The organism is Streptomyces yaizuensis (genome assembly GCF_034961445.1).
Classification (GTDB): Bacteria; Actinomycetota; Actinomycetes; order Streptomycetales; family Streptomycetaceae; genus Streptomyces; species Streptomyces yaizuensis.
In genome coordinates this window covers 1,012,727-1,027,402 of the sequence record NZ_BSBI01000001.1, presented here as the reverse complement: position 1 = coordinate 1,027,402, position 14,676 = coordinate 1,012,727, and the positions used below count along the sequence as shown (strand labels likewise).

Here is a 14,676-nt window from a genome sequence, read left to right as displayed (position 1 = left end):
CGATGACCGGGAACGAGAGCGGATCGGCGGCGGGGTTCGAGGCCCCGCCGCTGCGCAGACTGCGGTACTTCCACGGACAGTTGCTGGGGGCCAGGGACTTCCAGCGGGAGCAGGACTATCTCCGCGAGAAGCTGAAGCTGCGGCTGCGGTGTCTGCTGGGCTACGGCGTGGTGTGCGGGCTGTTCGTGGAGCCGGTGCGGCCGCAGGGCGGCGACTGCGACCCCGGTGCGCAGGAGCCCGGGCCGCCGCAGAGCGCGATGGCCGACGGTGCGGATGTGTCCGAGGACGCGGCCGCGGAGACGGGGCGGGAGGGCCCGGAGCGCACCCGCCGGGCCCGGGTGCGGATCACGCCCGGTCTCGCGGTGGACTGCGACGGCAACGAGGTGGTGGTCCGGGGCGGCTGCGTGGTCGACCTGTGGAAGGCGCTGCCGCCGGAGGAACGGGACACGGACACCGTCTGGATCGGGATCGAGTACGCCGAACGGCCCGTGGAGCCCACCCGCGCCGTCTACAACGACAGTTGCGCGGAGTCCCCGGACTGCGAGTTCGGGTGGACGGAGGAGTGCTACGCGATCCGGGTGACCGGCTGCGAGCCGCCCCGGGACGAGCGGTGCGAGAGCTGCTGTGCGCGCTGCCGGCACCGGGTGCTGTGGCTGGCCCGGATCGACCACGTGGACTGGTACGCGCCGGTGCGCCGGGACCGGATCCGGATGGACGTGCGGCGGGCGTTCGGCCGCCGGGTGCCCACCGTGATCACCGGGGTGAACTGGATCCACGGCCATACGTACACGATCGACGAGGCCAAGGCGCTGCTGGGCACGCAGGACGAGAACGGCGGCCTGGTGGTGCGGTTCTCGGACGGGGTGCGGGTCGACGGCCTGCGGCGCGGGGTGGTGGACATCCAGGTGATCGAGGGCGGGGCCGGCCGCAACGCCTCCACCTGGTACATGGGGGGCGAGTTCGCCGAGCCGTGCGGGGCCGGCGGCGGGGACGACCCGGGCGACTCCGGGGACGGCGGCGGGCGCGGGGGCGGCGGCGGTGAGTTCACGGACTCGTTCCGCTACCGGCAGACGACCCGGGAGTCGCTCCAGGACGGCGACCGGGTCCTCGTCACCGTACGCACCGCCTTCCTGCTCGACCGCTGCTGCCACCCCGTCGACGGCACCCATGTCGGCGGGAAGGTGCCACTGATCGACGACGACGGCGGCGGCACGGACACAGGCGGTACGGGCCATACGGACGATACGGGTGGTACGGGCGACACGGGCGCCGCGCGCGGCGGATGCCGGGTGCCGCCGTCCGGTGTCGGTCCCTGGACCTCGGGCTCCGGCGCGGGCGGGGACACGTTCGAGAGCTGGTTCTTCGTGAGGGAGCGCTGATCATGGGAACAGGATGCGGCTGCGGCTGCGACGGCGGCACCGGGACGGGACCGTCCGTCTTCGTCCGGCCCCGCTTCTTCGCCGGTCAGCTGCTGACCGAGGACGACCTGGGGCTGCTGGTCGACTATCTGACGGCGAAGAACCGGCTGTACCACCGGTCGCTGCACGGGCCGGGGGTGATCCGGGGGCTCGACGTCTCCTGCGACCCGTGCGGCGGCGGCACCGTGGTGGTGACGCCGGGGCACGCGCTGGACTGCGCCGGCCAGGACATCGTCGTCGCCTGCGCCGAACGGGTCGACGTGCGGGCCCTGGTGCGGGAGCGGCGGATCGCGGCGCTGGGGGTGGACTGCGGCGACCCCTGCGAGGAGGAGGGCGCCCGCCGCTACGGCCTGTACGTGCGGTACGAGGAGCAGCCGGTGGAGCCGGTGGCCCCGTACGCGACGGAGGAACCGTGCCCCTCCCCCGGGTGCGTGCCGTCCCGGATCCGGGAGGGGTATCGCTTCGTCGTCGGCTGCGACGCGGCCGACGACCACCGGCACAATCCGGGGACGCGGCTGCTGGAGATCCTCGGCGACCGGGCCCGGGCCGACGGGGCGCGGGATCAGGACCGCAGGCTGGTGCGCTACCTGGACGCCCTGTTCGCCGCCGTGCTCGCGCCGGGAAGACCCTTCCGGTTCGACGGCGCGGACGCCCAGCGCCACCGGGACGCGCTGGCGTGGCTGCGGGAGCGGACGACGGGCGGCACGCCGCCGCCGGACCTGGCCCGGGAGCTGACGGAACGGGTCCGCGCGCTGGCGGCGTCGGTGGCCCGGTTCGACACGTACGACCGCGTCGGGCAGGAGCAGCTCGTGCGCGACCATCCGGACCTCGGCTCCGTCGGGGAGGCCCGCTCGGTGCTGGCGGCGGTGTGCGACCGGCTCACCGGGACCGCGACGGACGCCGTGTGGCCGAATCCGCTGCGCCGGTCCCTCGCGCGGGCCGTCGTCACGGAGAGCCGGGCCCGGCTGGTGTCGGGGCAGGGCGAGCGGACCGCGCCGCTGGAGGTGCGGATGCTGGCGCAGGGCACGCCGCTGGACCACGCCCTGCGGGTGGAGTTCCGGGGAGACCTCACGCTGATCCGGGAGTGGCTGCTGGGGCGGCTGGAGCGGACGGCGCGGGTCACCGACTGCGCGCTGCGGCCGGATGTGCTGGCCGTCGAGGTGCCTCTGCCGCTGCCGCCGCCCCCGGCGGGCAGTACCGAGCCGGCGACCCTCACGGAGCTGCGGCTGCTCGCGGAGGCGGCGGCCGGGTTGACGGGGGCGGTGCGCCGGTTCGTCACCGGTGCGGCCTGTGCGACGCTGAGCCCGCCGTGCGACGACTGCTCGGACACGGATGTGCTGCTGGCCGATGTCCGGCTGGACGGCTGCGACGTGGTGGAGATCTGTGCCGCCGGGCGGGAGCAGGTGCTGCCGGGTGGTGCGGCGTACGGGGAGTGGCTGTCGAAGCTGCCCCGGCTGCGGGAGCTGGCCGGGCGGCTGTGCTGTGTGCCGGCGGGGCCGTACAGGCCGCCGGAGATCCCCTCGCAGGAGCCGGTGCCCCGGCCGTACGCGGAGGGGCTGCTCGCCCCGTGGCCGCGGACCGGGGAGCTGGAGGAGATGCTGGCGCTGCTGTTGACGCCGGGCCCCGGGGAGACGCCGCCGAAGGCGCTGCGGGGGCAGTTCGGGGCGCCGCCGGGCGAGGCGGTGTCCGAGCTGGACGCGCTCGGGGCGCGGGTGGGCGAGCTGACCGGTGCCCTGGGGCTGGTGCGGGACGAACTGGGCGAGGCGCGGCGGCGGCTGGGCGAGGCCCGGGAGGAGTTGGACCGGGTGCGCGAGGATCTGCCGCAGCGGCTCGGCTCGCGGCTGGAGGCGCTGGAGAAGGCGCCGAAGGGGCAGGGTCCCGCGGGGACGCCCGCGCAGCGGACGCGCACGCCCCGCGCGGCCGAGCAGGCCGCGGCGAGGACGACGGCCGCGAAGAAGACGACCGCGAAGAAGGCGGTGACCAAGAAGACTGTGGCGAAAAAGGCGGTGGCGAAAAAGGCGGCGTCCCGGCAGCCGGCGGCTCCGCGGAGCGCGACCGGGCAGGCCGGGGGGACCACCCGGGCCGCCCGCACCGGCCAGGGCGCCCAGGGCTCCCCGGCCGCTCCCGAGCAGGGTGAAACGCCGTGACGGGGCCGCTGCGACCGGCGTTCCACGAGGGGCAGATCCTGGCCGCCGCGGATCTGTCGGCGACGGTGGAGCACGCGCGCGGGGCGGCCGCCCGGCACGCCCGGCATCTGCACGACTGGGGCATCGCCGAGGGTCTGGAGCTGGTGACCCGGCCGCGCACCGACCCGCTGACCAACGACCGCTATGTCGAGGTGGGTGTGGCGGCGGGGATCGCCGTGGACGGCACCGGCCGCGAGGTGGTCGTCGGGGAGCCGGTGGTGCTGCGGGAGAGCGATTTCGAGGAGGTCAACGGGGCGGACCGGCCGACGGACGAGCCGTATCCGGTGTTCCTGACGGCCGCCGACCGGGAGCCGCCGGGGGATCCCCGGCCCGATGTCTGCGGGGTCACGGCCGGGCGGACCCGGGTGGAGGAGTCGTACCAGATCCTCTTCGGGCGGCTCGGTGACGAGCGGCTGGTGGCGGAGCAGCAGCCACCGGCGGTCGGCGCGGCCCCGGAGGCGCCGCCGGCCCGCTGGCTGGTGCTGCTCGGCTACGTCCGCTGGACCCGGGGGCACTTCACCGGGGTCGAGACGAAGGCGCGCGGGGTGGCGCCGCGCGGCGCCGGGGTGCGCGCGGACACCGTGGCGGCCCGTTCGGGTTCGCTGGCGCTGCGGACGGGCCGGGAGCCCCAGGAGGGCAAGCCGGTGCTGGTGCTGTCCGGGGAGGACCCGCCGAGCCTGGTGTTCGGGCTGTACGGGGGCGGGGGCGCCGTCGCCCCGCTGATGACGGTCGCGGCGAACGGGAATCTGTCGATCGAGGGCAGTTTCAGCGGCCGGATGTCGGTGGGCAGCACCCTGGTCGCGTCGGGGGCGGCGACGGACGGGATGCTGCTGCCGCTGCCGTCGGGGGTCACCCCCGAGCAGGTCGCGGACGGCCGGGTGGTGGTGCATGTGCGGCTGACGCCCCGGGTGCCGGCGCTGTCGTCGGACCGCGTGCTGTTCTCCCCGGTGGAGGCGGCGGTGGACACCGACCGCAGGGTGCGCTGCCGGATCCGGCTGTACGACCCCGGAGTGGTCCCGGCCGTGGTGACCGAGCGGCCGGGGGCCGTGGACTTCCTCGTTCTGGCGACGGTCGCCGCGACTCCCGGAGGTGACGGAGCATGAGCCTGTCCCCCACGACCCTGTCGGCCGTGTACTGGGAGGAGACCGGTCATGTGGTGGGCGCGCTGTCCCTGACCGGGACGGCCGCGGTGACGGATGTGGCCGCGCTGGTGGGCCGGGCGCTGCCGCTGCGGGCCGGCGTGGCCGGGGGCCGGCCGCTGACGCTGACGCTGCCGGCCGCCCGGCTCGCCGCGGTGGCGGCGGACGACGAACCGGGCGTGCTCGGCGATCCGCTGGCCTTCGGTGTGGAGACGGCGGACGGGCGGCCCCGGCCGACGCTGGTGCGGCTGACGCCCTCGGGCCGGGAGGCCGTGCTGACCCGGACCGGTCTGACGGTGGAGCTGCCCCAGCCCGCCGCAGGGGCCACCGCCGTGGCGGCCCTGGTCTGCGACGACCAGGAGACGTTCGCGGTCCGGGGGGTGATCGGGGCCGGGCAGACACGGGCGACGCTCGCCCTGGCGGTGCCGGCGGGCACCTACGGGGTGCTGGTGCTGGCCGCCGGCTGGGCGGGCCGGCTCCAGCGGTCGGAGGTGGCGTGAGCCCGCCCGGCACGGCCGCGGACGGCGCGGTGATCAGCGTGGGTCGGTGCGTGGTGACGGTGGTGCGGTGCGGCGGCTGGAGCTGGGGGCCCGCCCCCCGGGGGCTGGTGGACCGGGTCGTCGAGGCCCTGCCGGAACTCCTCGCGGAGCGCTTCGCGGCGGAACTGGCCGGTGACGGGCCGGATGTGGAGATCACCGAGCCGGTGACGGTGACGGTGCGGGCCGCCGGGGGCGGCACTGTCCCCGGGGCGCCGGCGGCCTTCGACGCGGACTTCGGGTCGCTGCCTTTGGCTCCGGTGCCGGCCGTCGTCCCGGACGACCCGGAGGTGTGGTCCGCCGGGTCGCCGTCCACGGCGGTGCCGTGGTCGCCCCCGGGGCCCGCCGCGCTCTTCGCGGAACTCGCCGAACGGGACGAGCTGGACGCGCTGCCGGCGCTGCTGCCCCGGGACTCGGTCCGGGTGTGGCTGGGCGCGCTGCTGGCGCCGGGCGGCGACGGCGACGCGGCCGGCCGGCTCCTCGCCGAGCTGGCCCGGCGGTCCGGCACCGGCGGGGCGGCGGCGGGCGGCGGAGTGGTGCCGTCCGGTGGGGCGGGTGACGAGGACGGACCGGTGGCGCGGTGCGTACGGGCGCTGACCCGACAAGGCAGCGGCGATGTCGACGGCGTGGCGGCCGCGCTGGCCGCCGTGGTCGCGGCGGACGGTCCGCAAGCGGCCGCCCGGCTCCTCGGACGGGCCGCCGCGCGGTTCGCCGACGGGCCGCTCGTGCGGCTGTGTTCCGCGCTGACGGCCGCCGTCGGCGGTCAGGACGTGCTGCGGCTGGCCGACGCCCTGCCCGGCTCCCCCGGCGAGCAGGGCGCCCCCGCCGGCCCGCGGCCCGGCGATGCGGCGGCGGACTCCCGTACCACCGGGGATGCCGCTCCCCCGCCGACAAAGGCACAGGTGCCGGACGCTCCCCGGGTCTCCCGTACGGCGGGCGAGGTACGGGTGTGGTCGGCGCTGCCGTTCCTGCTCGCCGGGCCGCTGGCGCGGATCGGCTATCTGGACGCGATCGGCCCGACGCTGGCCGCCGCCGAAGCGGCCGACGAGGCGCCCCTGTTCGCGGCGGCGCTGGCGTACAAGGTGCTGGGGAGGACCGCGCGCGGCTGGCGGCGCGAGGAGCGTGACCGGACCGCAGCCGCCGCCTTCGCGGGGCTGGGCGGTCCGCCGTCGGACGAGTCGCTGACGGGGTTCGCCCGCCGGGCGGGCCCGGCGCTGCCGGCGCTGGACGCGGTGCTGGCCCTCGCGGTCTGCCGGGGGCACGACCGGGCCGAGCCGCTGCTGCTGACCGCCGTCGGCGGCGGGCTGCTGCTGGTCGACGCCCAGGGCCTGTTCCCCATCGCCTGGACGCGGGGGGCCGCCGGGCTGCTGCCGCACTGGCGGGCCTGCGGAACGCCGCCGGTGCTGGTCTGCGGTGGTGCGCCGGCCACCGGGGAGCTGGGCGTCCTCGTCGCGGCGGGGGTGCCGTTGCTGACCGCGGTGCCGCCGCTGCGCGGTGAGCCGCTGCTGCGGGTGGGGTGGCGGACCCCGCTGTGGGCGTCCCCCGGCGCCCCGCCGGACCCCCGGCTCGCGCGGGCGCTGCCCGGTCACGGGGACCGGCTGGCGGAGCTGGTCGGCGAGGTGGCCGAGGGGCGCAGGGCGGTGCCGCTCGACCCCTGCGGGCGGCTGGAGCGGGCCGTGACACTGGCGGCGCTGCTCGGCCTCGGCACGATCGCGTGGACGCTGTGGCGGGAGAGGGAGGTCCCGGACCCGGTGTCGGCGCTGCGCCGGTTCGCCGATCTGGACGCGGCGGTGCGGTTCGGCCCCGACACCGTGCGGGTGCGGATCCCGCTGGGCGCGCGCCATACGGATCTGCTGCGGCACGGGCTGCTGGCGGACGTCCGCGACGTGGTGTGGCTGGGCGGCAGGACCCTGACCTTCGGCGGAGGGTGAGTGCGATGAACGACCGGGCGGTGGAGCATCTGCGGATCCGGCTGACCGTGCTGCACGAGGCGCTGCGGGAGGCGGTGGAGCGGCGTGCGGCGCTGTCGGCGCGGCTGGCCCGGCCGGATCTGGTGCCGTACTGCGTGACGGACGACCAGGTCGATGTGCTGCTGGAGGAGGTGGAGGCCGCCGCCGGGGCGCTTGAGGGGCCCGTGGGCCCGCCGCCCGGCCCGTGCGCGGACGAGCGGGAGCTGCAGCGGCTCGCGGCCGCCGAGGGGGTGGCCCTGCCGCTGGACGCGCTGGCCGCCCGGTACGGTCTGGGCCGCGCGGAGCAGGATGTCCTGCTGCTTGCGGCCGCTCCCGAACTCGACCAGGGATACGAGCGGATCTACGCCTATGTCGTGGACAGTCTCGGCCGGCGGCTGCCCTGTGTGGAGCTGCTGTGCACGGTCGGCGCGGGAAGCCCCGGGGAGCGGCTGGCGCGGCGCCGGGCGCTGCTGCCGCAGGCGCCGCTGCGGCGGTACGGTCTGCTGCGCGAGCAGGGCCGGGCGCCGGTGGAGCTGGCGCAGGAACTCGTCTGCGGGCCGGGGGTGTTCGCGTTCCTGCTGGGCTGGGGCGGGGACGTGGGGCTGCTCGGCCACGATCCGGGCGAGGTGGCGGCGGCCGGGTCCGGCGCGGTGCCCGCGTACCCGTCGTCCGCCGGGCTGAGGCGGCTGGGCCGGGCGCTGGGCGAGGGCCGGATCGACCTGGCCGGGGTGTGGGGGTGCCCGCCGGGCGGTGGGCCGGACGCGGTGCAGGCGGTGGCCCACGCGGCGGGGCGGCCGGTGCGGCGGCTCACCGCCGACCCGGACGGCGATGTGCGGACGGCGGCGGCGCTCGGTGCGCTGCTGTGGATCCCCACCGACGGGCTGCGGGACGGGCCGGGCGGGGACGCGGGGTCGTCGGGTGCCGCCGGCGCGGTGGCCGACGTGGTGGCCGCCGTGCTGCTGCGGTCCCGGACCCCGGTGTGCCTGACCGGCCCGGGGCCCTGGCGGCCCGCCGGGCTGCTGGCGGCGCGGGCGTACGCGGAGGTGACCCTGGAGCCGCCGGACCTGCGGGACCGGCGGGCGATGTGGTCGGCGGCGCTGCCGGGGCTGGACGGGCCGCTGCTGGAGGATCTGGCGGTCCGTTACCGGATGAGCGGCGGGGAGCTGCGGGCGGTGGCGTCGGTCGCGAACGCGGGGGCGCGGCTCGCGGGCAACGGGCGGCCGGAGCCGGTGGCGGGGCATGTCGCTCCGGCGGTGGCGACGGTGACGCGGGGCCGGGGCGGGAGCGCCGTCCAGGCGATCACGCCCCGGCGCACCCTGGACGACCTGGTGCTGCCCGAGGCCCAGTCGCGGCAGATCCGGGAGATCGCCTCGGCCTTCCGGGCGTGGCCCCGGGTCGCCGAGAGCTGGGGTTTCGCCCGGCACTCGGCGCACGGTGGGGTGAAGGCCCTGTTCACCGGGGAGCCGGGGACGGGCAAGACGCTCTCCGCGGAGATCGTGACGGGGCTGCTCGGGCTGGAGTTGCTGAGGGTGGATCTGGCGCGGATGGTCTCCAAGTGGGTGGGCGAGACCGAGAAGAACATGGAGGCCGCGTTCCGGCAGGCGGAGGAGAGCCACGCGGTGCTGCTGTTCGACGAGGCGGACGCGGTCTTCGGCAAGCGGGGGGAGGTGCGGCAGGGCACGGACCGGTACGCCAATCTGGAGGTCGGCTATCTGCTCCAGCGGCTGGAGGCCAGCGACGGTCTGGTGATCCTCACCAGCAATCTGAAGGAGAACATCGACCCGGCCTTCACCCGGCGGTTCCACTTCGTGGTGCACTTCCCCCGGCCGGCGGGCCCGGAGCGGCGGCGGCTGTGGCGGCTGGCGTTCCCGCACGAGGCCCCGCTCGCCCCCGATGTGGATCTGGACGCCCTGGCGCGGTTGGACATGACGGGGGCGGGTATCGGGGCGGCCGCCCGGACGGCCGCGCTGGGGGCGGCCGACAGCGGCTCGGCGGCGATCGGGATGCGGCACGTGGTGCGCGGGGTGGCGCGTCAGTTCCAGCGGGAGGCGCGGCTGCTGCGGCCGTCGGAGCTGGCGCAGTACGCGGATCTGCTGGGCGAGGGCGGCTGATCCGGCGGGGCGGCTGACCGGGCCGGCGGCCGGGAGTGATCCACCCGGGGGACGACGCGACCCCCCGGTGCGGCGCGGTGACCGGGCGGGCGGGGCGGGCCCGAGTAGCCTCGGCTCATGGCTGAAACTATTGACCACGCCCCACAGGTGTGGACCGCGGGGCAGCTCCGGCACGCGCTCACCGGGCTGCCCGACGACACCCCGCTCCATGTCGCGGTCGCGGACGGCCCCGGCGACTTCGCCGGGTACAGCGAGTACGCGCTGGTGAGCCTCGACGAGGTGGAGAAGGACGCTCCCGCCGGCGAACATCCGACCCTCGTCGAGTACACCCTCTTCGCGGACTACAAGGCCGGTCTGTACGATCCCGACCCGGTCTGAGGTCCGCGCCGCCGTCCCTGTCCCGCCCGCCTGTCGGCTGCCCGCCGGAAGTCTCCCGGCGGGCGGTCGCATGTCGCGGACGGTCGGGGCTCAGCCGCCGTCGCGGGCGAGGGCGTCGCGGAACGCCGCCCAGGCACCGGGCCCCAGGCGCACCGTGGCGGCGGGGGCCTTGGAGTCCCGTACGCCCACGGATCCGTCGGGGAACGGGGCGACCTCGACGCACTGGACGAGGGAACGGGAACTCTTCCGCCAGACGGGGTACGGGGCGGGTGTGTTCATGCTGCCTCCTTCATCGGGTCCTGCATCAGGTGCTGCGCCTGGTACGTCATCGGTCCTGCGCCGGGTGCTTCAGGGGGCTCTGTGCCCGGTCCTGCGCCGGTCCTCGTCGGTTGTACGGGGATGCTGCCGGCGTGCGGTTCAGGCCAGGGCGACCGGAAGGCGTACCGGTCCCCGGGTCAGCGCACCGGTCTTCCACTCCACCGCCCCGGGGTCGACGGCGAGCACGGCCCCCGGGTGACGGCGCACCAGCTCGGCCACGGTGATCCGCATCTCGGCGCGGGCGAGCTGTGCCCCGACGCAGAAGTGCGCGCCCGCGCCGAAGGAGAGATGGCGGGAGGCGTCGGCGCGGGCGAGGTCCAGCGTGCCGGGATCGTCCGCGAACGCCTCCGGGTCGTGGTTGGCGACATGCGGGAGCGCCACCACGCCGTCACCGGCCCGGACCGGGCGGCCGCCGAGTTCGATGTCCTCGGTGGCCACCCGTACCAGGGTCCCGGTGGGCATCAGCAGCGCATGGCGCAGCAGTTCCTCCACGGCGTTGCCGACCAGCTCCGGTTCCCGGCACAGGCGTGCGTAGTGCTCGCGCTCGGCGAGCAGGGCGAACAGCGAGTGGCCGAGCTGTTCGACCGTGGTCTCGTAGCCCGCTCCGAGCAGCAGCACCAGATTGTTGACCAGCTGTTCCTGGTCCACCGCGCCCGTCTCGTCCGCGAGCAGGGTCAGCTCGCTGGTGAGGTCGTCGCCGGGGCTGCGTCGCTTCTCGCCGACCAGCCGGTCGATGTACGCGCGTAACGCGCCGAACGCCGCCTCGACCCCGTCGGGGCTCCCGGCGGTCGCCAGCAGCCCGGTCCAGGCGCTGAAGCGTCCGGCGTCGGCGCGGGGCACTCCCAGGAGCCGGCAGATCACCCGGATCGGCAGCGGTTCGGTGAGCCCCGCGACCAGGTCCGCCGGCTGCGGCCCCGCGGCCAGGCCGTCGAGGAGTTCGACCACCAGCTCCGTGATCCACGGGGTCATGGTGTCCACCATCCGCGGGCTGAACGCCCGGGTGATCAGGCGCCGGATCCGGCTGTGCTCCGGCCCCTCCATGCTGCTGATCATGGAGGGCAGGGCCATGCCCTCGCCGAGGACCGGGGCGCCCGGCAGCATCGCGGCGCCACGGCTGAAGACGGGCGTGGTCAGCACCTGCCGGGTGGCGCTGTGGCTGAGCGCCACCCAGACGGGGGTGCCATCGGCCAGCCGGGCGCGGACCACGGGAGCGGTCTCCCGCAGCCGTTCGCCCTCCCGGTCACGCGGTCTGTCGGCCGGGCCCGTGAAGGGGAACAGCGGCAGTTCCTGGGAGTGCGTCACATCCAGCTCCTCGCGGGGATCGGGGGACGGCGGTCGCCGTACTGTCCCGCCGGGGCGGGGGCTTGGCAAGGAGGGCGCCCCGCGACACGACCGACCGGGGAGGCGGCTTGACCTGAAGTCCGCTTGAGTTTCTACGGTCTTCCTCATGAGCATGGAGACCACAGCCTGGATACAGCTTCATTCCGTCATCCGCGCACAGGAGAACCAACGGGCCCTCACCCGTGCGACGGTTCGCCGTGTCGCGTCGTTCGCCCGGCCGCATCGCCGGCTCATTGTCTGGTTCGTCCTGCTCAGCATGGTGACGGCGGTGCTGGCGGTGGCCACTCCGGTGCTCGCGGGCCGGGTCGTGGACACGATCGTGTCAGGGGGCGAGGCGGGGGCCGTGGTCCGGCTCGCGCTGCTGATCGCCGCGATCGCGGTGGCGGAGGCCGGTCTGGGGCTGCTGGAGCGCCGGCTGTCCGCGCTGCTGGGGGAGAATCTGATCCTGGATCTGCGCCGGGCCGTCTTCGACCATGTGCAGCGGATGCCGGTCGCCTTCTTCACCCGGACCCGGACCGGGGCGCTGGTCAGCCGGCTCAACAACGATGTGATCGGGGCGCAGCGGGCGTTCAGCACCACGCTGTCGTCGATGGTGCGCGATGTGGTGACCCTGGTACTGACGCTGGCGGTGATGCTCACCCTCTCCTGGCAGATCACGCTGCTGGCGCTGGTGCTGCTGCCGGTGTTCGTGGTGCCGGCGCGGCGGATGGGCAAGCGGATGGCGCAGCTCCAGCGGGAGGCCGCGACACTGGACGCGGCGATGGGCACCCGGATGACGGAGCGGTTCTCCGCGCCGGGCGCCACGCTGGTGAAGCTGTTCGGCCGGCCGGACGAGGAGTCGGCGGAGTTCGCCGCGCGGGCCGCCCGGGTCCGGGACATCGGTGTCCGTACGGCGACGTTGCAGACGGTGTTCATGACGTCGCTCACCCTGGTCTCCGCGCTGGCGCTGGCCCTGGTCTACGGGCTGGGCGGGCACCACGCCCTGCGGGGCACTCTGGAGCCGGGCGCGGTGGTCGCGCTGGCCCTGCTGCTGACCCGGCTGTACGCGCCGCTGACCTCGCTCGCGGGGGCCCGGCTCGATGTGATGAGCGCGCTGGTGAGTTTCGACCGGGTCTTCGAGGTGCTGGATCTGGAGCCGCTGGTGACGGAGAAGCCCGGTGCCCGGGCGGTGCCGGACGGACCGGTGGCGGTGGAGTTCGACGAGGTCAGCTTCGGCTACCCGGCCGCCGACCGGGTCTCCCTGGCGTCCTTGGAGGAGGTGGCCGTGCTCGACACCCGGGGCGGGGAGCAGGTGCTGCACGGGGTGTCCTTCCGGGCGGAGCCGGGGCAGACGGTCGCCCTCGTCGGTTCGTCCGGCGCGGGCAAGTCGACCATCGCCTCGCTGCTGCCCCGGCTGTACGACGCGGACGGCGGCGCGGTGCGGATCGGCGGGGTCGACGTACGGGACCTGTCGGCCGCCTCGCTGCGCCGGACGCTGGGGATGGTGACCCAGGACGGGCATCTGTTCCATGAGTCGGTACGGGAGAATCTGCTGCTCGCCCGCCCGGAGGCGACGGAGGAGGAGCTGTGGGACGCGCTGCGCCGGGCCCGGCTGGAGACGCTGGTGCGGTCCCTGCCGGACGGGCTCGACACGGTCGTCGGGGAGCGGGGGTACCGGCTGTCCGGCGGTGAGCGGCAGCGGATGACGATCGCCCGGCTGCTGCTGGCCCGGCAGCGGGTGGTGATCCTGGACGAGGCGACCGCGCATCTGGACAACACCTCGGAGGCGGCGGTGCAGGCGGCGCTCGCGGAGGCGCTGGCGGGGCGGACGGCGGTGGTGATCGCCCACCGGCTGTCGACGGTGCGCGCGGCCGATCTGATCCTGGTGGTGGAGCGGGGCCGGGTGGTGGAGCGCGGGACGCACGAGGGACTGCTCGCGGCGGACGGGCGGTACGCGGAGCTGTACCGGACCCAGTTCGCGGACCCGCGGGGCGATACCGGGACGGAGGCGGACCGGCGTTCCGTACAGGTCTGACGCGCGGGCCGGACCGGGGCACGGGGTCCGGGGGTCCGCAGGCGGGCAGCATGCCGCCGGCCCGGCCACGCGGTGTCGCGTGGCCGGGCCGGCGGCGGTGCTGGTGCGATGGCGGTGCGGCGACCGGCCGGCCTCACTCGGAGGGGCCGCCCGCCGGCGGTGTCAGGCCGCGGCGTCGGCGGAGAGACCCGACATCGCCTCGTCCGTGGCCAGCTCCTCGGCGGTGAACCCGCCCTCGTCGAGGCCGGAGGCGCCCATACCGGAGAACATGCCCTCGAAGACCTCGTCCATGGAGAGCGCGGTGGCGTCCGCCGGGGCCGTGATCTTCTCGGCCTTGTCCACCTTCAGGGAGACGCCGAACTTCTTGACGCCGGGCTTGTCGATCACCGTGGCGAGGTCGAAGGAGACCTCCTTCAGCGACCCGTCCTTCAGATGGAAGTCAGCGGCCAGCTTCTTGTTGGGGATCTTGTTCAGTTCCTTGGCCGTGGGCATCTCGGAGGCCCACTTCAGCTCCTTGGCCAGCGGCTGGAAGCCCTTGAAGAACTCGCTCAGCAGGGTGCGGGCGGAGGCCGACGCGGTGACGCGCTCCCCGCCGTCCTTGCCGTCGGCGGTCTTGAACTCGACCTCACGGGTGATGATGTCCCGGACGATCTTGGAGTACTTCTTCTGGGTCGCCGCGTCCAGGGTGGGGGCCGGGGCGGGCTTCTCGCCCGGCAGCGCGCCCATCTCGTTGCGGAAGTCCTTCAGCTCCTGCGCGGGGATCTTCACCCACGCGCCCTCCAGCGCCTTCTTGAAGGCGCCGGCGCTCTTGGGCAGGTCCTCGGGCGCGGGCAGCGGGGAGCCCGAGAGCTGCGCGAACGCCTCCACATCGGCGCGGAGGTAGGTGGTGTCGTCGATCATCCGGTACTCGAACAGCTCGCCGCCCGGGCCGGTGAACTTCATGGACATGCTGGTGAAGTCCTTCTCACCGGAGTCCTTCAGCGGCTTGCCGGACTCCATGGAGAGGGAGATCCGCCCCTTGCTGAACAGCTCGGCGATCTCCTTCGGCATCTCCTCGCCCGGCTTGGCATCGGCGTCCATCGCCTTGAGGGTGGCGGCGTCGGTGTCCAGCCCGAGTTCGAGCGAGAGGGAGCGTTCCTCGCCCAGCTTGTCGAAAGCACGGTCGATCTTCTGGCCCGCCGAAAGGTTCTCCACCGTGCCACAGGCGGCGGATGCCGTCACGACCATGGTGACGACGGCGGTTGCGGTCAGGGTCTTGCGTATGGCGGAAATGACGGTCTCCTCAT

Annotated in this window: 11 protein-coding genes; 8 read left to right on the top strand and 3 right to left on the bottom strand. The window is 75.3% G+C overall.

Translation table 11 applies throughout. The annotated features are described in order from the left end of the window. Positions 1–2: 2 nt before the first annotated feature. From SYYSPA8_RS03785 to SYYSPA8_RS03755, 7 genes are all read left to right on the top strand, one after another. Positions 3–1,379 carry a hypothetical protein gene (locus tag SYYSPA8_RS03785; protein ID WP_323445449.1) on the top strand — a complete coding sequence of 459 codons (1,377 nt, stop codon included), beginning with the start codon at positions 3–5 and terminating at the stop codon, positions 1,377–1,379. 2 nt (positions 1,380–1,381) lie between these two features. Next, on the top strand, positions 1,382–3,565 hold the full coding sequence (locus SYYSPA8_RS03780) for a hypothetical protein (protein ID WP_323445448.1): 2,184 nt from the start codon (positions 1,382–1,384) through the stop codon (positions 3,563–3,565). Further along, positions 3,562–4,707, top strand: a complete 1,146-nt coding sequence (locus SYYSPA8_RS03775; protein ID WP_323445447.1) for a hypothetical protein — start codon at positions 3,562–3,564, stop codon at positions 4,705–4,707. The genes SYYSPA8_RS03780 and SYYSPA8_RS03775 overlap by 4 nt, the downstream gene beginning before the upstream one ends. After that, positions 4,704–5,243 carry a hypothetical protein gene (locus tag SYYSPA8_RS03770; RefSeq protein ID WP_323445446.1) on the top strand — a complete coding sequence of 180 codons (540 nt, stop codon included), beginning with the start codon at positions 4,704–4,706 and terminating at the stop codon, positions 5,241–5,243. Before SYYSPA8_RS03775 ends, SYYSPA8_RS03770 begins: the two co-directional genes overlap by 4 nt. After that, complete coding sequence (locus SYYSPA8_RS03765) at positions 5,240–7,210, top strand: hypothetical protein (RefSeq protein ID WP_323445445.1); 1,971 nt, start codon at positions 5,240–5,242, stop codon at positions 7,208–7,210. The genes SYYSPA8_RS03770 and SYYSPA8_RS03765 overlap by 4 nt, the downstream gene beginning before the upstream one ends. 5 nt (positions 7,211–7,215) lie before the next feature. Further along, on the top strand, positions 7,216–9,339 hold the full coding sequence (locus tag SYYSPA8_RS03760; RefSeq protein WP_323445444.1) for an ATP-binding protein: 2,124 nt from the start codon (positions 7,216–7,218) through the stop codon (positions 9,337–9,339). Between the two features lie 117 nt (positions 9,340–9,456). Continuing rightward, positions 9,457–9,717: a DUF6225 family protein gene (locus tag SYYSPA8_RS03755; RefSeq protein WP_323445443.1), complete on the top strand. Its 261-nt coding sequence runs from the start codon at positions 9,457–9,459 to the stop codon at positions 9,715–9,717. 90 nt (positions 9,718–9,807) lie between these two features. On the opposite strand, the gene SYYSPA8_RS03750 is transcribed toward SYYSPA8_RS03755, so the two are convergent. Both SYYSPA8_RS03750 and SYYSPA8_RS03745 read right to left on the bottom strand, forming a co-directional pair. Continuing rightward, positions 9,808–9,996 (bottom strand): DUF397 domain-containing protein, encoded by a 189-nt coding sequence (locus tag SYYSPA8_RS03750; protein WP_323445442.1) that lies wholly within the window; start codon positions 9,994–9,996, stop codon positions 9,808–9,810. Positions 9,997–10,134: 138 nt separating this feature from the next. Continuing rightward, positions 10,135–11,337 carry a cytochrome P450 gene (locus tag SYYSPA8_RS03745; protein WP_323445441.1) on the bottom strand — a complete coding sequence of 401 codons (1,203 nt, stop codon included), beginning with the start codon at positions 11,335–11,337 and terminating at the stop codon, positions 10,135–10,137. A gap of 145 nt (positions 11,338–11,482) precedes the next feature. On the opposite strand from SYYSPA8_RS03745, the gene SYYSPA8_RS03740 reads away from it, so the two are divergent. After that, positions 11,483–13,390, top strand: coding sequence for an ABC transporter ATP-binding protein (locus tag SYYSPA8_RS03740; RefSeq protein ID WP_323445440.1), 1,908 nt, complete (start codon positions 11,483–11,485; stop codon positions 13,388–13,390). A gap of 162 nt (positions 13,391–13,552) precedes the next feature. Here the strand turns inward: SYYSPA8_RS03740 and SYYSPA8_RS03735 are convergent, their stop codons facing one another. Next, positions 13,553–14,617, bottom strand: a complete 1,065-nt coding sequence (locus SYYSPA8_RS03735; RefSeq protein WP_323445439.1) for a hypothetical protein — start codon at positions 14,615–14,617, stop codon at positions 13,553–13,555. Positions 14,618–14,676: the final 59 nt, after the last annotated feature.